Raw genomic sequence first — 17,792 nt, forward strand, 5'->3', positions numbered from 1 at the left:
CCTTGACGGGTGTGGCCGTTGCCCGATTTATGGCAAGGAATATGCCCGCTTGCGGCCTGATTCAGCTATTATAACCGCGCCTTCACAACCCATTGCGACCGAGCCGGATGCAAAAGCCAAAGTCCTTTTTCCGCGTGTTCACCGAAACCGGTCCGCTGACGGCGGTGGCGGTGGCGATCGCGCTGTTGATCGGGATCGCGGGACCGGCGTCCGCGCAGTTCTTCAATTTCGGTGGCTTCGGTGGTCCGCCGCAGCAGCAGCGGCAGGCGCCGCGCAACAACGGCGGCTGGTTTGGCGGCGACTTCTTTACGCCGTTCCAGCAGCAGGCCCCGCAACAAGCGCCGCGCCAGGATTTCTCCAGGGCGCCGGCGCCCGCCAAGCGCGACGCCGCGGCCGAACGGAACGTGCTGGTGCTCGGCGACGCCATGGCGGACTGGCTCGCCTACGGCCTGGAAGACGCCTACTCCGAACAGCCCGACATGGGCGTGATCCGCAAGCATCGGACCGTATCCGGCCTGATCAAGTATCAGCCCAAGGGCGAGCCGTCAGATTGGGCTGCCGCCGCGCGCAGCATCCTCGCCAACGAGAAGCCGGACGCCATCGTCGTCATGCTCGGCCTCAACGACCGCGTCGCGATCCGCGAGCTGGCGGTTGATAAATCGAAGAAAGACGACAAGAAGACCGCCAAGCCGGCCGACACCAAACCCGGCGCGAAACCGGATGGCACGGCGGAGACCGCTGCCAAGCCGGATGACAAGCCGGCCGATGCCGAAGCGGCCGACGACGCCGACAGCGATGCGCCGCAGGTCGCAGCACCGGAGAAGAGTTCGCGCTCGGCGGGCGGGCTCTACGAATTCCGCGACGAGCGCTGGGTGGAGCTCTACGCCAAGAAAATCGAAGAGATGATCGGCATCCTGAAATCCAAGGGCGTGCCGGTGCTGTGGGTCGGGCTACCCGCTGTGCGCGGCGTCAAGGGCACGTCCGACTCGCTGTTCCTCAATGCGCTCTATCGCGACGCATCGGCCAAGGCCGGCATCACCTATGTCGATATCTGGGATGGCTTTGTCGACGAGGCCGGCCGCTTCTTGCAGAAGGGTCCCGACTTCGAAGGCCAGATCCGCCAACTGCGTTCCTATGACGGCGTGTATTTCACCAAGCCCGGCGCGCGCAAGCTCGCGCATTATGTCGAGCGTGAAGTCAGCCGCCTGCTGGCCTCCCGCTCGGGACCGATCGCGCTGCCGGTCGAACCGGCGACGCCCGACGCCAATGCCGTGCCGGGCCAACCGGCGCCGCGGCCGCTGGCCGGACCTATTTTGCCGCTGATCGCCTCCTCCGTCGGTACCGATCAATTGCTCGGCGGACCGGGCACGCGTCCCGCCGCGGTCGATGCGCTTGCCGCGAGAACGCTGGTGAAGGGCGAACCGCTGGCGGCGCCGGCCGGCCGCGCCGATGATTTCGCCTGGCCGCGCCGCGAGATCGGCCGCGAACAGGCCAAGGAACCCGGCAAGGACCAAGCCAAGGGTGAATCGCCGGTCGCTGCTACCTCACCTGATGGTACGGTCCCGGCAGCCGCGCCCGCCGCGCCGCCGAAACCCCTTGCACCGAAGCGGCAATTCCGTCCCGCGCAGACCGAACAGCCGGCATTGCGCGATTTCTTCGGCGGCTTCGGTGCGCCGCCGCCGCGCCAGATTGCACCAGCGCCGCCGCGCGCGCCTGGACCCATCGCCCCGGGCGTGCCGCGCCCGCCGGGTAACGTCGGACGAGCGGCGGAAGCCCCCGCAGGCGCGTTCACACGATAGTTTTGTTCTGCACGCCGTGCTCTGTGGCTTCATGGTTCCAGACGCGCGAAGACGCGCTCCTCACCATGAGGGCGAGAGAGTCGGGCTTTTGAAATGAGCTCTTCAGGATCAGGTGTTGAACCCTCATGGTGAGGAGCGCGGCAAAGCCGCGCGTCTCGAACCATAGGGCCCCTGATGCTGAAACTAGCCGTAATACCGCCAGCGCGATGGCGGCGGGCGGCGGGGCTGTCGGGTCATCAACAGCGCCAGTGCGAAACCGATCCCGCCGGCGACCAGCAGTGCGCCGAGCGGATTGTCCTGCACGGTTTTCGCCATCGCCTTCTGGCCGTCGCGGATGGTGTCGCCGCTGTTGCCGTAGGCGTCCTTGACGGTGTCCACAGCATCCTTGGCGTAGTTGGCCGCCGCATCGGTGGCGTCGCGCGCGGCGTCCTTGGCCTGGCCGTACAAATTCTGCACGGTACCTGCGGCCTCGCGCGCGCGGCCTTCGGCCTGCGTTTTGGCATCGCCCGTCATACTACCGACGGCGCCTTCGACCTTGCCCGCGAAATCCTTGGCCGAACCTGCAATTCGATCCTTGTCCATCACGATCACTCCCTGTTTCAGAGGAAGTAACCGACGAGACGCTGGCAAGTTCCGATGTCTTCCAGACGTCTATAGTTTGACGCGTTTTCTTCACGCGAACCGGTACCCACTTCGCTCGAAAACGCTATTTAGAGGATGAGCCCGCCATCGACCACGATGGTCTGCCCGATGACGTAGGACGCCAGCGGCGACGCCAGGAACAAGGCGGCGCCGGCCATGTCGGCAGGCGTGCCGAGACGCTTCAGCGGAATCCGTTCAAGCGCGCCTTCAAGCCGCTTCGGATTTGATGTCGTCGCATTGGTCATCTTGGTGTCGACCAGGCCCGGCGCGATGCCGTTGACGCGGATGCCGTTCTCGGCCCATGCCTCGCCGAGCGTGCGCGTCAAGCCGACCGCGCCGGTCTTCGAGGCGTTGTAGGCGGGATTGCCCATGGTCGAATGATAGGCCGCGGTCGAACTCACGATGATCAGCGATCCCTTGCTGGCGCTCAGCATCGCGTGAAATTTCGTCGCGCACGCCATCAGGCTCATCAGGTTGACCTCGAGCACCTTGCGAAAGCCATCCATTTCGAATTCGCCGCGCCGGTAGATCACCGCGCCCTGCGCCAGCACCAGCACGTCGAGGCTGTCGAACGAAGGCTTGAATTGCTCGATCGCCTGCGCGTTGCTGACGTCGAGCTGCGCATATTCGAGGCCTTGAAGATCCGATCCTTCACCGGCGAAGTAATCCGCCGCCTTGGCGCGGGTGCCGCACACCGCGACGCGCGCGCCCTTGGCGCGGAACGCCTGCGCGATGCCGTTGCCGATCCCGCTGGAGCCGCCGACCACCAGCACCTGCTTGCCGCTGAAATCGAGTTCGTTCATCGCCTGCATCCTTTTCTGGTTATGTCCTAGCTTAGGCCTTGGTCGAGGACGTTGACCATGAGGATCTCGTCGTAATATCGCCCGTCGTGTTTGAGGGCCCGCTTCTCATAGCCGTATTCGACAAACCCCATCGCGCGATAAAGCCGGTGCGCCGCTTCGTTCTCGCTGACGACGGTCAGTTGAACCATCTCGACGCGGCCACGCGCGTGATCGAGCACTGCTGCAACAAGCTTTCTTCCAAGCCCCAAATTTCGCGCAGTGTTTCGGACATACATGGTCCAAAGCAGCCCCTTGTGCGCCTGCTTCGAAGTTTCCCGCGCGGAATATCCGGCCATTCCGGCGAGCGCCCCATCGAGGAACGCACCAAAGATGTCCGCAGCGCCGAGCCTCTCCTCAAACCACGAGAGCGGCTGCGCGTTTTCGCGCTCGAACGTGCTGCCGAAGGCTTCAGGGTTTTTCACAAGCGCCTCCAGCCGGATATCCCTGAAGAGCGCAGCGTCCGAAATCTCCAGGCGGCGAATTTGCAGATCGGGAATATTGGCCACGTTGCACCCTGTTACTGCAGAATCTTGTTTTGACGCGTTTTCTTCACGCGAACCGGAGTCCACTTCGCTGGAAAACGCTCTGGTTTGACCTGTCTGCGGATCGGTGCCAGCCTTGTCAATCCTGCAACGCCATGCACAACACCCGCGGGTAACACCATGTCAGACTTCAGAGAGCTCAGCCGTTCGGTCAAGGGCCTGACCGTTCTCGTCACCGGCGCCGCCAGCGGCATGGGCCGCGCCACCGCGCTGGTGTTCGCCGCCGAAGGCGCCAATGTTGCCGTCACTGACATCAACGCCGAGGCCACGCAGGCCGTTGCCGATGAAATCAAGGAAAGAGGCGGCAGCGCCAAGGCCTGGACGCTCGACGTCGCCAAGGCCGATGACATCATCAAGGTCGTCGGCGGGATCGCGGCGCATTTCGGCGGCCTCGACATCCTGATCAACAATGCCGGCCTGTCGCTGCGCGCTCCGATCGACGCGGACGGCTATGACGAGGCCTGGACCAAGGCGCTGGCGGTGATGCTGACGGCGCATCCGCGCATCATCCGTGCCGCGCTGCCGCATTTGCGCCAATCAAAATGCCCGCGGATCGTCAACATCGCCTCCACCGAAGCGCTCGGCGCCACCGCCACCAACAGCCCGTACGCCGCCGCCAAGGCCGGCGTCACCGGCCTGACCCGCGCGCTCGCTGTGGAACTCGGCCGCGAGGGCATTACGGTGAACTGCATCTGCCCGGGACCGATCCGGACCGGAATCACCGAGCGGATTGCGGAGGAGCACAAGACCATCTTCGCCAAACGCCGCACCGCACTCGGCCGCTACGGCGATCCCGAGGAAGTCGCCCACATGACGTTGAGCCTGTGCCTGCCGGCCGCATCATACCTGACCGGCGTGGTTATTCCGGTGGATGGCGGCCTGATGGCGCGAAACGCGTAGCGGGCATGCAGCCGAAACGTTGACTTGAGCCCATCACGGAGTAGTTTTTTACAAAACGAAGCGGGACAAACCGCCCGCCGCTTTACGGAGAAACGCCATGACGGTCACGATCCGGCAGCTGGGGAAGCATTTTTTCGGCGAGGTTTCCGGCGTCGATCTGCGCAAGCCGCTGACGCCGCAGGAGGCCCAAGACATCGAAGCCGGCATGGACAAATACGCCGTGCTGCTGTTTCGCGGCCAGGACGTTACCGACGAGCAGCAGATGGCGTTCGCGCTGAACTTCGGCGAGCGGGAAAATCCGCGCGGCGGCAGTGTCGTCAAGCCGGAGGATTCGCGGCTGGCTCAGACCGGGCTCAACGACGTCTCCAACCTCGGCAAGGACGGCAAGCCGCTGCCGCGCGACAGCCGCGTGAACCTGTTCAACCTCGGCAATTGCCTGTGGCATTCCGACTCATCGTTCCGCCCGATCCCGGCGAAATTCTCGCTGCTGTCGGCGCGGGTGGTGAACCCCAAGGGCGGCAACACCGAATTCGCCGACATGCGCGCGGCCTATGATGCGCTCGATGACGAGACCAAGGCCGAGATCGAGGACATGATCTGCGAGCATTCGCTGATGTACTCGCGCGGCTCGCTCGGCTTCCTCGATTACACCGATGAAGAAAAGGTATTGTTCAAGCCGGTGCTGCAGCGGCTGGTGCGCACCCATCCGGTACACGGCCGCAAATCGCTGTACCTGTCGTCGCATGCCGGCGCCATCAAAGGGATGACGATGCCGGAAGCGCGGGTCTTGCTGCGCGACCTCAACGAGCACGCCACGCAGAGCGAATTCGTCCACGTCCATAAATGGACGCTGCATGACCTCGTGATGTGGGACAATCGCCAGACCATGCATCGCGTGCGCCGCTACGACCAGTCGCAGCCCCGCGACATGCGCCGCGCCACGGTGGCGGGGACAGCGCCGACAGTGGCGCAACAGGCGGCGGAGTAGCAGTCAAGAACCGTAGGGTGGGCAAAGCAAAGCGTGCCCACCATCCAGAGCGGAGTGTCGATTGGTGGGCACGCTTCGCTTTGCCCACCCTACGTGTCGCGGTTAGGCGCGCGCCCGTCTGCAACGCACCCTTCCATGATGGCATCGATCTCGTTGCGCGAGAGCACGCCGATCTCGGCAATGAACACAATGCGCGTCCGCGGCACTCCTGCGGCGAGCGTCCCGCCAGGGGCCAGCGTCGCGCGTCCACCGGCGAACTGAAGCAACATCGCTTTTCCGGGCTGCTCGACGGCCTCAAACAGCCCCTTCGCCCGCGCCAGCTTCGGCGCGAGCCGATTGATCGCTGCCTGCAATCGGGACAACGTCAGCGGCCGTTCCGACGTCCAGCTCAGCGCCTCGAAGCGATCCGCCCTTGGCCGTCGCTGCCCCGGCTCGCGTGGCGCCGGCGCTCGATCCGGATCCGAAGGAAAAAGGAGCGCCATCGGAACCTCGCCGTGCGGCGCATCGACCAGCACCGCAGCCGGACGTATCGCACGGATCGCATCGCGGACCGGCGTGTGGCTGGCCGCGTCCACGAGGTCCACCTTGCTCAGCGCGATCACATCGGCCGCCCGTATCTGGGACCGCAGCAGGGCGTCGTCGAACCTGGCGAGCGAAGTCGTAGCGTCCACGACGCACAGCACCGTTTCGAGCGGCGCCTCGCGCCAGATCACCGGATCCATCAGGTTGCGCACGATGTCCTGGGGATCGGCGACCCCGCTGGTTTCGATCACGATGAATTCCGGCCGCGGATCACGCCGCAGCAAGCCGGCCAGCGTGCGCAACAGATCGCCTTCCAGCGTGCAGCAAATGCAGCCATTGCTGAGACTCACCACGCCGTCGGCGGCGCCGGTGATCAGCTCCGCATCGATATTGATCGCGCCGAAATCGTTGACGACGGCGGCAATCCGCCTGCCCCCGGCATGTGCCAGCAGATGGTTCACGACCGTGGTCTTGCCCGCCCCGAGGAAGCCGGCCACGAGCACGACCGGGACCGGCACGCTTAGCCCCCGGTGACGGGACGGCGCACCGGCTGGCCCGGCCGCGCCGCCACATCGAGCACGCCATCCGAGATCAGCGGATAGCCGCTGACAACCAGATGCCGCACGCCTTCCGAGGGACGGTTCATCGCCGTGAACGTCGCCCGGTCGCTCAGCGCTTCGTAATCGAACACGACGATGTCGGCATCCGCACCCGCCTGCAGCCTGCCTTTCGCGCGCATCGCCGGTGTAGAGGCGCTTAGAATTTCCGCCGGGATCAGCGCGCATTTCCGGATGCCTTCGAGCAGCGACACTTTGCGGCGCTCGCGCACCCACTCGCGGATGAAGCGCGTGAAGCAACCCGCCGAGCGCGGATGCGAGGTCGCGTCGTCGGGCAGCGGCCAGGCGTCGCCGGTGTAGGGGCGGCCGTCCGTCAGCGTCCAGGGCATGGCGTCGGAGGCGATCGCGCCGCCGGGATAGAGCACCGCCATGTCGAGGAGGTCGCGATGATGCGCGTTATTGTCGATGTCCAGAACGTGCCACAGAACCAGCGTGGAAGGCTCGGCGGCCTGTGCCGCCATCAGCTCCTGCCGGTCGCGGAAGCGATGCCCGTCGGTCACCCGCTGGACCGAATCATAGCCGAGGCCGTTGCGCGCCTCGAATTCGGGGTCGCTGAAGAACGCCGCCGCCAGCACCGTCGAACCGGTACCGTAGGGATAGGCTTCGACCGTGATGGGAAGCCCCTGCGCCTGCGCCTTGGCGATCAGCGCGACGCAGCGCTCGATGTCGGTCTTGCTGGAAGAATTGAAATGGCAGATGTGCATGTGCGCGCCGGTGGCGCCGGCATAGCCGATCAGACGGATATAGGCTTCCGCGGCGCTCTCCGGATCGATGCGCGACATGTAGGCGACGTGGGTGAAGGTCGGCACCGCGCGCGCCGCCGCCAGCTGGCACACGGCGGTCAGCTCCTGCACGCCGGCGCCCGGGGCATAGGCGTTGAGGATGCCGATGCCGATGCCACCCTCGCTCAGCCCGCCTGCGATGCGCTCGAGGATCCCCGCCACTTCGGTATCGCTGGCCACGTTGTCGATCCAGCGGCGGTCGCGCATCGCATTGCCGAACGCCTCCAGCGAGCTTTCCGCGTTGGAGCCGGTCATCGCGCCAATGCGCGCGAACGCCCAGTTGACCGCGGCGCCGTAGTTCAGCACGCGGCCCTTTTCGGCCTGGCGTCGATACCAGGATGCAACCGGCAAGACTCCGGCCTCAAGGTCGAGCGACGTCGTGACGCCGTCGAAGGCCTGCATGCGGTCGGCCGGGATCGACTGGCCGTGCGCGTGCAAATCGATGAAGCCGGGGGCGATCACCAGTCCCGTTGCGTCGATCGTGCGCTCGGCGCTGCCAAGCCCGGTGCCGACGGCGGCGATCTTGCCGTCGAGCACCGCCACATCGCCGATGGCATCCATCCCGCTGGCCGGATCCACCACCCGGCCACCCGCTATTACCAAACCAGCCATCTCGTCACTCCCGCGTACTGAAGACCTCCCTGCGAAGCCGGCTCAGCCTCGAAGGCGCGCAGACTGGCGAACAAGGGCCGTCGCGCCCCCATAGAGGCAGATTTTCGGACAGGCAACAACCTCTGCCGGCGAAGGGCACGCATCCGCGAGTGGCGCAACAGGCGAAGGAGTAGCCGCTAATAATCTATCGTCGTCCCTGCCTAGTGCGCAATTGCGCACGGGAGCAGGGACCCATACTCCGCGGCCTGTATGGTTGGAGACGAGAGGTAATGACCGGCGCGCAAAGCAATGGCCGCCGGTGGCTCCCTGCGTTCGCAGGGACGACGCTGAGGGTGCGGTGACCGCGGTGCTACGCGTGCCCGGCTTCGTTCGACAGCATCGCCAGATCGATCCCGATCTTGCGCAGCGCACGCTGATATTTTTCGTCGACGTCGTCGCCGAAGATCAGGTCCGCGTCGGCGGCGCAATGCAGCCAGCCATTGTGCTGGATTTCGTCCTCGAGCTGCCCCGGCGCCCAGCCGGCATAGCCCAGCGCGAGGATCGCGTGCTTGGGTCCCGAGCCCTTGGCGATCGCTTTCAGGATATCGACGGTCGCAGTCAGGCAGATACCGTCGTCGATATTGAGCGTGGCATCCTTGATGAAGAAATCGCTGGAATGCAGCACGAAGCCGCGGCCGGTGTCGACCGGACCTCCCTTGAGCACCTTCATGGTCTCGGCGTTTTCCGGCAGCGTGATCTGGTCCGATGTCTTGATGATATCGAGCTGCACCAGCAGCCCCGGGAAATCGATGCTGCCGGCCGGACGGTTGACGATGATACCCATCGCCCCCTCGGACGAATGGGCGCACATGTAGATGACCGAGCGTTCGAAGCGCGGGTCGCCCATGACCGGCATGGCAATCAGCAGCTGGCCGTCCAGGTAGCCCTCATTGGGCGAATTGTGGCCAATGCCGCCGACTTTGCGGCGAGCAGGCTTTGGTGCCGTCTTCGGTGTCTTGCCTTCAGGGCTCATCCGCAAAGGCCTCTCTTGCTGATTCATATCCTGATATCGGGTGGCGGTTCTGTCAATCAAGCCGTGCGTTGTATTCGACCGCGGATCACAAGCAATTCAATGGTTTGCGGCCAAGCTTGCCTGTAAAGACATCTCATGACCGTCATTGTTCCCATGCGGGCCGCGCTCGGCATTGCCGCCACTCTGGCTGTCGCATGCACGGCCGTCGAGGTTCGCGCCGAGGATGCCTCGCCCTGGCAGCGCGACACCCATTCCGCGATCCGGCTGGTGGCGGGATCGCGCAGCGGCGCGGTGCTGCTCGGCGGTATCGCCATCCAGCTACAGCCGGGGTGGAAAACCTATTGGCGAACGCCCGGCGATTCCGGCGTTCCGCCCCGCTTCGATTTCTCCAAGTCCGACAATGTCGAGGCGGTGACGGTTTTGTGGCCGGCGCCGATGAAGTTCGCTGACGGCGCGGGCGGCTTCTCGCTCGGTTACAAGCAGCAGGTCGTGCTGCCGCTGCGGATCGTCGCCAAGAATACCGACAAGCCGGTGACGCTGCGCGCCGACATCAACTACGCGGTGTGCGACAAGCTCTGCATCCCGGTCGACGCCAAGGCGGAGCTGGCCTTTGCCAGCGTGGCGAGCACCGAGGACGGCAATCTGTCCGATGCGCTCAACGCGGTGCCGAAGCCGGCCAATGTCGGCGATCCCAATCCCCTCACCATTCGCGACGTCAAGCGCGAGGGCAAGGCCAACGTGCTTGTCGACGTCACCGCGCCCGGCGGCAAGGATGTCAGCCTGTTCGTCGAGGGTCCGACGCCGGACTGGGCGTTGCCGATTCCGAAGCTGATCGAGGGCGGCCCGCCCGGCGTGAAGCGTTTTGCCTTCGAGCTCGACGGCCTGCCGCCGGGCGCGAGCGCCGACGGCGCCGCGCTGAAACTGACGCTGGTCGGCGGCGACCGCGCCTATGAGTTCAATGTGAATTTGCAGTAGCCGTCGCCCCGGCGCTAACTGTCGTCCCGGCGAAGGCCGGGACCCATACGCCGCGGCGGGTGCTTAAGACGCAGGTGGTGGACACCGTTTTAGATTACTACGCCCTGTGGTTATGGGTCCCGGCCTTCGCCGGGACGACGCCGTAGGTGCCGATCACCCAACCGAATCTTAACGAATCGTTGATACATCGGAGCATCGCCGCCGCCTCGCGGCCTTTCGAGGATGCCTTGCTGTGGCCGTGATGGACACCGAATCCACCTCCGCTTCGCCTGCCGGCCCGATCGCGCGCCTGCGATCGCTGCTTCGCGGTCTCTTCGGTGGTTCGGGCGAAGCTTCCCTGACAAAGCGGCTGGCCGGCACGATCTTCATCATCCGCGTGATCAGTGCGGCATTGGCCTATTTCTCGCAGATCCTGCTGGCGCGCTGGATGGGCGGTTCGGATTACGGCGTTTATGTCTATGTCTGGACCTGGGTGCTGCTGCTCGGCAGCATGATGGATTTCGGCATCTCGGCGTCGGCGCAAAAGATCATTCCGGAATACCGCACCAGCGGCCAGCACGCGCTGCTGCGCGGCTTCCTCTCCGGCAGCCGCTGGATGACGTTTGCGGTGTCGTCGCTGGTCTCGCTGGCGCTGGCGGGCGTGGTGAAAACATTGTCGCCATGGATCGAGCCCAACACGGTTGTCCCGCTCTATATCGGCTGCCTGACGCTGCCGGCCTTCGTCGTCGCCAACACCCAGGACGGCATCGCGCGTTCGCATGACTGGATGCGGCTCGGCCTGATGCCGCAATTCATCGTGCGCCAGTCGCTGATCATCGGCCTCACCGCCGGCGCCTTTGCGCTCGGCTTCAATCTCGGCGCCACGGTCGCCATGCTGGCCAGCGCCGCCGCGGTCTGGCTCGCGATGATCGGTCAGATGGTGGTGCTGAACCGAAGGCTCGCCGGCCACGTTGAGGCCGGCGCCAAGGCCTATGATTTCCGCGGCTGGCTTGCGGTCTCGCTACCGATCCTGCTGGTCGAAAGCTTCTATCTGCTGCTCTCCTACACCGATGTGCTGATGCTGCAGCAATTTCGCTCATCGGAAGAAGTCGGCGTCTATTTCGCGGTCGTGAAGACGCTCGCGCTGGTTTCCTTCATCCACTACGCGATGTCGGCAACAACAGCGCATCGTTTTGCGGAGTATCACGCACTCGGCGACAAGGCGCGGCTGTCGGCCTATGTGGCGCACGCGATCCAATGGACGTTCTGGCCCTCGCTAGCGGCCACCATCGCGCTGCTGGCGCTGGGCAAGCCGCTATTGTGGCTGTTCGGGCCGCAATTCGTGGTCGGCTACGACATCATGTTCATCGCCGCTGTCGGCCTCGTGGTGCGCTCCGCAATCGGCCCGGTCGAGCGGCTGCTCAACATGCTCGGCCACCAGCACATCTGCGCGCTGGCCTATGCGCTCGCCTTCGTCATGAACGTGGTGCTGTGCCTGCTGCTGGTGCCGCGCTACGGCGGCCACGGCGCCGCGGCCGCAACCACGATCTCGCTCGCGTTCGAGACCGTGCTGCTGTTCTGGATCGTCCGGCAGCGGCTCGGCCTGCACGTGCTGGCGTTCGGGAAGCGCGGAGCTTAGCAATCTGTCGTAGCGATTGGAGTACGAACCCTCGCGTGTTATCGTTCTACGATGGCGACGGAGAAATCGAACGAGACTAGGCGACGGGGCAACGATTATGTTGCCACCCCCGACGAGTTGCGGATCATCGATGCCGCCATGGCATCCATCGACGCTGGGGAAACTGCGACCGCCGCAGAGATACGCGCAGCTTTCGCCAAATTTCGATCGACTTAAAGCAATTCTGCTGTCACCACCCGCGAAGGCGGGTGGTCCAGTATTCCAGAGAAGTCAGTTTCAATCGATAAGCCACGGCGTACTGGATGCCCCGCCTTCGCGAGGCATGACAGATCACTCCGCGGTCCAGCCGCCGTCGATCGAGAGGTTGGCGCCGGTGATTTGGGCAGCGTCGTCGCCGCACAGGAACAGCGCCAGGGCGGCGACCTGCTCGGAGGTCACGAATTCCTTGGTCGGCTGGGCGTCCAGCAGCACGTCGCGGATGACCTGCTCCTTGGTAAGGTTGCGCGCCTTCATCGTCTCGGGGATCTGGTGCTCGACCAACGGCGTCCAGACATAGCCTGGCGAGATGCAGTTGCAGGTGATCTTGTGGGTCGCAACCTCCAGCGCCACCGTCTTGGTGAGGCCGGCGATGCCGTGCTTGGCCGACACATAGGCCGACTTGAACGGCGAGGCCACCAGCGAATGGGCGGACGCGGTGTTGATGATGCGGCCCCAGCCGCGCTTCTTCATGCCGGGCACCGCGGCGCGGATGGCATGAAATGCCGACGACAGGTTGATCGCGATGATCGCATCCCACTTTTCGATCGGGAATTCCTCGATCGGCGACACGAACTGGATGCCGGCATTGTTGACCAGGATATCGACCGAACCAAAGGTCTTCTCGCCGAGCGCGATCATTTCGGCGATCTCGGCGGGCTTGGTCATGTCGGCGGACGAGTAAAGGGCCTTGACCTTGTAATCGGTCTCGATGCCGGAACGCTCTTTCTCGATATCGGCCGGTGCACCAAAGCCGTTGATGACGACATTGGCGCCGGCGGCGGCGAAAGCGCGCGCGTAAGCCAATCCGATGCCGCTGGTCGAGCCGGTCACGACGGCGGTCTTGCCTTTCAAAATACCCATTCTGGTCACTCCTGTTTCTTGCTTTCGGGGGCGCTGGAAACGTCCCTCGTGAGATCGTAGGTCACCATGGTCTCCCCGGACTGCGGCCGTTCTAGCCATTCTTTGTGACGCATCGACAAATGCACGTCGCGGGCGCCCGCATTCCAGTGTTCGACCACCCCGACATGCGAGAAATCGTAATCCTTGGACGAGGATTCGTAGTTCTTGCTGCGGTAGATCAGGTGCACGACCGTGACGGTGTTTTCCTTGACCGCATTGCACAGTACCGCCACCGTCGGATCGTTCTTGAGGTCCTCGGGCAATTTGGCGACCAACTCACGGAGCGCCTTGCGTGTGTTGTGCACCTGCTTGTTCTTGTCGGTGTTCATCCGGGTACGGCTGGAAAAGCGGATGTCTTTTTCACGCTCGGCGGCCTCCAGCAGCGTGGCCGGCAGATCGCCGCGCGCGCTGAACAGGTCGACCTGGAAGATCAAAAGATCGCGGTTGGTTTCCTCGTCCAGCACGAAATCGAGCGGTGTATTGGAGGCGATGCCGCCGTCCCAGTAATGCTCACCTTCGATGAGGATGGAGGGAAAACCCGGCGGCAGCGCGCCGGACGCCATGATGTGCTCCGGCCCGATCTTCTTGCCGAGCTTCTTGAATTCCACATTGTCGAAATATTTGAAATTGCCCGAGGTGACGCCGACGGCGCCGACGGAAAGCCGCATCTTCAGATCGTTGATGCGATCGAAGTCGACGAGACGTTCCAGCGTCTTCTTCAGCGGTGCGGTATCGTAATAGCTCAGCGATTGCGCGCTGCCCTGCGGCCACAGCGGCGCCGGCGGAAGCCGCGGCGTGAAAAATCCGGGCACGCCGAAGGTCGCGATCAAGGCGGCGCTGGTTTCGTTGAACAGCGACCGCGCGCGGTCACCCGGCGTGATCGGACTCCACGACACCGGGGACGACACCATGTCCCAGAATTCCTTCAGGCGATCGACGCGTGTCGCAGGGTCGTTGCCGGCAATGATCGCGGCATTGATCGCGCCGATCGAGATGCCCGCCACCCATTCCGGCTCGAAGCCGGATCGGCACAGCGCCTGAAAGGCGCCGGCCTGGTAGGAGCCGAGCGCGCCGCCGCCTTGCAGCACCAGCACGCGTTGCGCATCCACGGGCTTCGTTGCGGGCGCGGGGTTGGATGTATCCATCGTGACCGTCAACCAGAGGGCAATGATCTTGATACCGTGGCGGCAGTTCGCGACGGCGTCAATCAGCCAGACCTAAGCTCTGGCGAGACCTAAGCAAAGATCACGCCTAATTTATCGGGTTTAGGTTGACGCCAGAATGAGCGTCCAGAACACCTTGTATTTGGTGTTGGGGGCATAAATCGCCGCGATGCCCAATTTTGTGACACCGTTCTTGAGCATGTTGGCCTTGTGCGGCGGCGAGTCACGCCAGCCCGAAAACGCTTCCGCCAGCGTGTGATAGCCGGCCGACACGTTTTCAACCGCGAGTTTGGCCGGATATCCGGATGCGCCGAGGCGCTTTTCCAGCGGGCCCTTGACGTCATGATCGAGCTTGTTGCGCTTGGCCATCGCCTGCGATTGCGCTTCGGCGAGCTTCATCAGGTCCGGGTCGACAGCCACGGCGGCAAGGCCGTTGTTCTGGCGGTAGAGCGAAATCATCGAGGCCGCGGCCTGCGGATCGAGCGTGGCGCCGCCATTGGCCATGCTGAGATACATGGTCGGCTGGTCCGGCGCCCTGGCGGTGTCGGCCATGCAGCCGCCCAGCAACAAAAGTCCAGCTATCGCGGCCGCGGCGCGCATGAATCAACCCCCGTGATGTCACGCAGTTGTTGCATACCAACCGTGGCTGAATGGTGAACGCGGGGCTAATTTTGCGGCCATTCCGGGGCGATGCGGAGCATCGCACCCGGAATCTCGAGATTCCCCGGTGCGCAATTGCGCACCTGAGGTTCGGTTCTTCGAACCGCCCCGGAATGACTGCACTAATCGTGGGCCGCAAAAATACGGTAGCGGCGGGGCTGCAAGCTGACGATTTCGCCGGCCTGGAGTTCCCGGTCGCGGGGGGCGTCGATCTCGATGATGGTCTTGCCCTCGCCGCCTGACAACGCCACCTCGGCCCGCTGGATCGGACCAAACGAACGGACGTGGCGCACGGCGCCCTCCAGCGATCCGGAGCCGGCCGGCCCGATCTGCATGTCATGACGCCGGACGAACAGTTTCGAGGCCCCGGAAGCCGCGCCGTTGGCGGCGATATTGAGCGGCCGGCCGCCGAGCCGCACCGAGCCGCCGCTGACATCGACCGGCAGCACGATGGATTCGCCGATGAAGCCGTGGACGAAGGCGGTGGCCGGGTTGTCATAGACCTCGCCGGGTGAGCCGATCTGCTCGATACGGCCCTTGTCCATCACCACCACGCGGTTGGCGACTTCGAGCGCCTCTTCCTGGTCGTGGGTGACGAAGATCGAGGTGACGTGGATCTCATTGTGCAGCGAGCGCAGCCATTGCCGCAATTCCTTGCGCACCTTGGCGTCGAGCGCGCCAAAGGGCTCGTCGAGCAGCAGGATGCGCGGCTCGATCGCCAGTGCCCGCGCGAGCGCAATGCGCTGGCGCTGGCCGCCGGACAACTGGCTGGGGTAGCGGTCGGACAGCCAGTCGAGTTGCACCAGATCCAGCAATTCCTTGACGCGGGCGCGGATGGTGGCCTCGTCCTTGCGAATGGCGCGGGGCTGCACCCTGAGGCCAAAGGCGACGTTTTCGAACACCGTCATGTGGCGGAACAGCGCGTAATGCTGGAACACGAAACCGACATGGCGCTCGCTCGCGCCGCGCGCCAGCGCGTTCTCGCCGTCGATCAACACCTCGCCGGCATCCGGCCAGTCGAGCCCGGCGATGATCCGCAGCAGCGTGGTCTTGCCCGAGCCGGAGGGGCCGAGCAGCGCCAGCAATTCGCCCTGGTCGACCTTCAGGTCGACATTGTCGAGCGCTGCGAAGCTGCCGAACTTCTTGACGATGTTTTTGACTTCAATGGTCACTTGGCTCTTGTCCTTCGTCCAGACGTCGCTCGAGAACGGTCTTCACGACCAGCGTGATCAACGCCAGCATCGCCAGCAGCGACGCAATCGCGAACGACGCCACGAATTGATATTCATTATAGAGGATTTCGACCAGCAGCGGCATGGTGTTGGTCTCGCCGCGGATATGGCCGGACACGACAGACACCGCACCGAACTCGCCCATGGCGCGCGCGTTGCACAGCAAGACGCCGTACAGCAGGCCCCATTTGATATTGGGCAGGGTGACGCGGAAGAAGGTCTGCAGGCCTGACGCACCGAGCGAAATCGCCGCCTCTTCCTCCTGGGTGCCCTGCTCCTGCATCAGCGGGATCAGCGCCCGCGCCACGAAGGGGAAGGTTACGAAGATGGTCGCCAGTGCGATGCCGGGGACGGCGAACAGGATGTGAATGTCATTTGCCTGCAGCCATGTCCCGAAAAAGCCCTGCGCACCGAACAGCAGCACGAAAACGAGACCCGAGATCACGGGGCTGACCGAGAAAGGCAGATCGATCAGCGTGATCAGGAAGGTTTTGCCGGTGAAATCGAACTTGGCGATGGCCCATGCCGCGATGATGCCGAACACCAGATTGAGGGTGACGGAGATCGCCGCCACCAGCAGCGTCAGCTTGATCGCCGCCAGCGCCTCCGGCTCGCCCAGCGCCGTCAGATAGGCGCCGATGCCTTTGGAAAAGGCGCTTGCGAACACCACGACCAGCGGCAGCACGACGAACACCGACAGGAAGGTGACCGCGAGGGCGATGATGATGAAACGGATCGGCCCCGGCTCGGTGCGCAGATTGTCCGGCGATGTGCCGGTGCGCGGGCGCGCGCGCTCGATGCGGGAGGGCGGCGGGGAAACGGTGAGGTCCGCCGTCGGGGCATAGGCCCGCAACTCGGTCGCTGACGTCACCACACTCGATTGCGTCGACATCGGTCCCTCAATGCGCCGGAAGACGGGTCTGGGCCCAGCGCTGCAGGCGATTGACCGCGAAGATGATCAGGAACGACGCCAGCAGCATGACAACCGCAATCGCGGTCGCATCGGCGTAGCGGAACTCGGACAGCCGGATCACGATCAGGAGAGGCGCGATTTCCGACACGTTCGGCAGGTTGCCGGCAATGAAGATGACGGAGCCGTACTCGCCGACCGCGCGCGCGAACGCCAGCGCAAAACCGGTCAACAGCGCCGGAATCAAACTGGGCAGGATCACCCTGAACACCGTGTGCCAGCGGTTGGCCCCGAGGCTCGCCGCCGCTTCCTCGATCTCGACGTCGAGATCCTGCAGGACCGGCTGCACCGTCCGCACCACGAAGGGGATGCCGATGAACACCATCGCGATGAAGATCCCGATCGGCGTGAACGCGACCTTGATGCCGAGTTCGGCCAGCGGGGCTCCGAGCCAGCCTTTTTGCGCGAACAGTTGCGTGAGCGCGACGCCGGCAACCGCGGTCGGCAGCGCAAAGGGGATGTCGACGATGGCGTCGAACAGCCGGCGGCCGGGAAAGCGATAACGCACCAGCGCCCAGACGATGATGGTCCCCATCACCAGATTAACCAGGGCGGCGAGAAACGAAAGCCCGAACGAAATCTTCAGCGCATTGAGCGTGCGGCGGCTGGTGACGATGCCCCAGAACTGATCAAGGCTGAGCTCGAACGTCTTGAGGAACAGGCCGGCCAGCGGCAACAGGATAATAATGGAGAGCCATGTCAGGGTCAGTCCCATGGTGAGACCAAACCCCGGCAAGCTGCTCCGCCGTGCCACCGCT

At 64.3% G+C, this 17,792-nt stretch carries 17 protein-coding genes; 5 read left to right on the forward strand and 12 right to left on the reverse strand.

Annotation, left to right across the window (positions count from 1 at the left end; translation table 11 throughout):
• Positions 1-107 precede the first annotated feature (107 nt).
• Complete coding sequence (locus JQ641_RS31085) at positions 108-1,799, forward strand: SGNH/GDSL hydrolase family protein (protein ID WP_211999701.1); 1,692 nt, start codon at positions 108-110, stop codon at positions 1,797-1,799.
• 183 nt (positions 1,800-1,982) lie between these two features.
• Here JQ641_RS31085 and JQ641_RS31090 read toward each other — a convergent pair whose 3' ends face one another.
• From JQ641_RS31090 to JQ641_RS31100, 3 genes are all read right to left on the reverse strand, one after another.
• Entirely contained in the window at positions 1,983-2,381 is a 399-nt protein-coding gene (locus JQ641_RS31090; RefSeq protein WP_211999703.1) for a CsbD family protein, read from the reverse strand.
• A gap of 128 nt (positions 2,382-2,509) precedes the next feature.
• Complete coding sequence (locus tag JQ641_RS31095) at positions 2,510-3,244, reverse strand: SDR family NAD(P)-dependent oxidoreductase (protein ID WP_211999705.1); 735 nt, start codon at positions 3,242-3,244, stop codon at positions 2,510-2,512.
• A gap of 26 nt (positions 3,245-3,270) precedes the next feature.
• Complete coding sequence (locus JQ641_RS31100) at positions 3,271-3,789, reverse strand: GNAT family N-acetyltransferase (RefSeq protein ID WP_349628649.1); 519 nt, start codon at positions 3,787-3,789, stop codon at positions 3,271-3,273.
• A gap of 156 nt (positions 3,790-3,945) precedes the next feature.
• Between JQ641_RS31100 and JQ641_RS31105 the strand changes: the two genes are divergently transcribed.
• Positions 3,946-4,725: an SDR family NAD(P)-dependent oxidoreductase gene (locus JQ641_RS31105; protein ID WP_211999707.1), complete on the forward strand. Its 780-nt coding sequence runs from the start codon at positions 3,946-3,948 to the stop codon at positions 4,723-4,725.
• Positions 4,726-4,822: 97 nt separating this feature from the next.
• On the forward strand, positions 4,823-5,713 hold the full coding sequence (locus JQ641_RS31110) for a TauD/TfdA dioxygenase family protein (protein WP_211999709.1): 891 nt from the start codon (positions 4,823-4,825) through the stop codon (positions 5,711-5,713).
• Positions 5,714-5,802: 89 nt separating this feature from the next.
• Here the strand turns inward: JQ641_RS31110 and JQ641_RS31115 are convergent, their stop codons facing one another.
• From JQ641_RS31115 to JQ641_RS31125, 3 genes are all read right to left on the reverse strand, one after another.
• Complete coding sequence (locus JQ641_RS31115; RefSeq protein ID WP_211999711.1) at positions 5,803-6,753, reverse strand: CobW family GTP-binding protein; 951 nt, start codon at positions 6,751-6,753, stop codon at positions 5,803-5,805.
• 2 nt (positions 6,754-6,755) lie between these two features.
• Positions 6,756-8,246 carry an amidohydrolase family protein gene (locus JQ641_RS31120; RefSeq protein WP_211999712.1) on the reverse strand — a complete coding sequence of 497 codons (1,491 nt, stop codon included), beginning with the start codon at positions 8,244-8,246 and terminating at the stop codon, positions 6,756-6,758.
• A 349-nt stretch (positions 8,247-8,595) separates the two neighbouring features.
• Positions 8,596-9,258 carry a YqgE/AlgH family protein gene (locus JQ641_RS31125; RefSeq protein WP_211999714.1) on the reverse strand — a complete coding sequence of 221 codons (663 nt, stop codon included), beginning with the start codon at positions 9,256-9,258 and terminating at the stop codon, positions 8,596-8,598.
• A 135-nt stretch (positions 9,259-9,393) separates the two neighbouring features.
• Between JQ641_RS31125 and JQ641_RS31130 the strand changes: the two genes are divergently transcribed.
• Together JQ641_RS31130 and JQ641_RS31135 are read left to right on the forward strand one after the other, a co-directional pair.
• On the forward strand, positions 9,394-10,233 hold the full coding sequence (locus tag JQ641_RS31130; RefSeq protein ID WP_211999715.1) for a protein-disulfide reductase DsbD domain-containing protein: 840 nt from the start codon (positions 9,394-9,396) through the stop codon (positions 10,231-10,233).
• Between the two features lie 241 nt (positions 10,234-10,474).
• Entirely contained in the window at positions 10,475-11,851 is a 1,377-nt protein-coding gene (locus JQ641_RS31135) for a flippase (protein ID WP_211999855.1), read from the forward strand.
• A gap of 330 nt (positions 11,852-12,181) precedes the next feature.
• Here JQ641_RS31135 and JQ641_RS31140 read toward each other — a convergent pair whose 3' ends face one another.
• The 6 genes from JQ641_RS31140 to cysT all read right to left on the reverse strand — a co-directional run bounded on the left by JQ641_RS31140 (position 12,182) and on the right by cysT (position 17,770).
• Complete coding sequence (locus JQ641_RS31140) at positions 12,182-12,970, reverse strand: 3-hydroxybutyrate dehydrogenase (RefSeq protein ID WP_192736915.1); 789 nt, start codon at positions 12,968-12,970, stop codon at positions 12,182-12,184.
• A 5-nt stretch (positions 12,971-12,975) separates the two neighbouring features.
• Complete coding sequence (locus JQ641_RS31145) at positions 12,976-14,154, reverse strand: DUF3734 domain-containing protein (RefSeq protein WP_211999716.1); 1,179 nt, start codon at positions 14,152-14,154, stop codon at positions 12,976-12,978.
• Between the two features lie 120 nt (positions 14,155-14,274).
• Entirely contained in the window at positions 14,275-14,772 is a 498-nt protein-coding gene (locus JQ641_RS31150; RefSeq protein ID WP_192736918.1) for a CAP domain-containing protein, read from the reverse strand.
• Positions 14,773-14,954: 182 nt separating this feature from the next.
• A complete protein-coding gene (locus tag JQ641_RS31155) occupies positions 14,955-16,004 on the reverse strand; it encodes a sulfate/molybdate ABC transporter ATP-binding protein (RefSeq protein ID WP_211999717.1) in 1,050 nt (349 codons plus the stop codon).
• Complete coding sequence (cysW, locus tag JQ641_RS31160; RefSeq protein WP_211999718.1) at positions 15,994-16,956, reverse strand: sulfate ABC transporter permease subunit CysW; 963 nt, start codon at positions 16,954-16,956, stop codon at positions 15,994-15,996. The genes JQ641_RS31155 and cysW overlap by 11 nt, the downstream gene beginning before the upstream one ends.
• 7 nt (positions 16,957-16,963) lie before the next feature.
• Positions 16,964-17,770, reverse strand: coding sequence for a sulfate ABC transporter permease subunit CysT (gene cysT, locus JQ641_RS31165; protein ID WP_283815237.1), 807 nt, complete (start codon positions 17,768-17,770; stop codon positions 16,964-16,966).
• Between the last annotated feature and the right edge of the window lie 22 nt (positions 17,771-17,792).

The organism is Bradyrhizobium sp. JYMT SZCCT0180 (assembly GCF_018130165.1).
Taxonomy (GTDB): Bacteria; Pseudomonadota; Alphaproteobacteria; order Rhizobiales; family Xanthobacteraceae; genus Bradyrhizobium.

What these genes read in the sequence shown, in the direction of transcription:
- JQ641_RS31085 (WP_211999701.1), top strand. Translation starts at nt 108, where the DNA reads ATGCAAAAGCCAAAGTCCTTTTTCCGCGTGTTCACCGAAACCGGTCCG.
- JQ641_RS31090 (WP_211999703.1), bottom strand. Translation starts at nt 2,381, where the DNA reads ATGGACAAGGATCGAATTGCAGGTTCGGCCAAGGATTTCGCGGGCAAG.
- JQ641_RS31095 (WP_211999705.1), bottom strand. Translation starts at nt 3,244, where the DNA reads ATGAACGAACTCGATTTCAGCGGCAAGCAGGTGCTGGTGGTCGGCGGC.
- JQ641_RS31105 (WP_211999707.1), top strand. Translation starts at nt 3,946, where the DNA reads ATGTCAGACTTCAGAGAGCTCAGCCGTTCGGTCAAGGGCCTGACCGTT.
- JQ641_RS31110 (WP_211999709.1), top strand. Translation starts at nt 4,823, where the DNA reads ATGACGGTCACGATCCGGCAGCTGGGGAAGCATTTTTTCGGCGAGGTT.
- JQ641_RS31120 (WP_211999712.1), bottom strand. Translation starts at nt 8,246, where the DNA reads ATGGCTGGTTTGGTAATAGCGGGTGGCCGGGTGGTGGATCCGGCCAGC.
- JQ641_RS31125 (WP_211999714.1), bottom strand. Translation starts at nt 9,258, where the DNA reads ATGAGCCCTGAAGGCAAGACACCGAAGACGGCACCAAAGCCTGCTCGC.
- JQ641_RS31130 (WP_211999715.1), top strand. Translation starts at nt 9,394, where the DNA reads ATGACCGTCATTGTTCCCATGCGGGCCGCGCTCGGCATTGCCGCCACT.
- JQ641_RS31135 (WP_211999855.1), top strand. Translation starts at nt 10,475, where the DNA reads ATGGACACCGAATCCACCTCCGCTTCGCCTGCCGGCCCGATCGCGCGC.
- JQ641_RS31140 (WP_192736915.1), bottom strand. Translation starts at nt 12,970, where the DNA reads ATGGGTATTTTGAAAGGCAAGACCGCCGTCGTGACCGGCTCGACCAGC.
- JQ641_RS31145 (WP_211999716.1), bottom strand. Translation starts at nt 14,154, where the DNA reads ATGGATACATCCAACCCCGCGCCCGCAACGAAGCCCGTGGATGCGCAA.
- JQ641_RS31150 (WP_192736918.1), bottom strand. Translation starts at nt 14,772, where the DNA reads ATGCGCGCCGCGGCCGCGATAGCTGGACTTTTGTTGCTGGGCGGCTGC.
- cysW (WP_211999718.1), bottom strand. Translation starts at nt 16,956, where the DNA reads ATGTCGACGCAATCGAGTGTGGTGACGTCAGCGACCGAGTTGCGGGCC.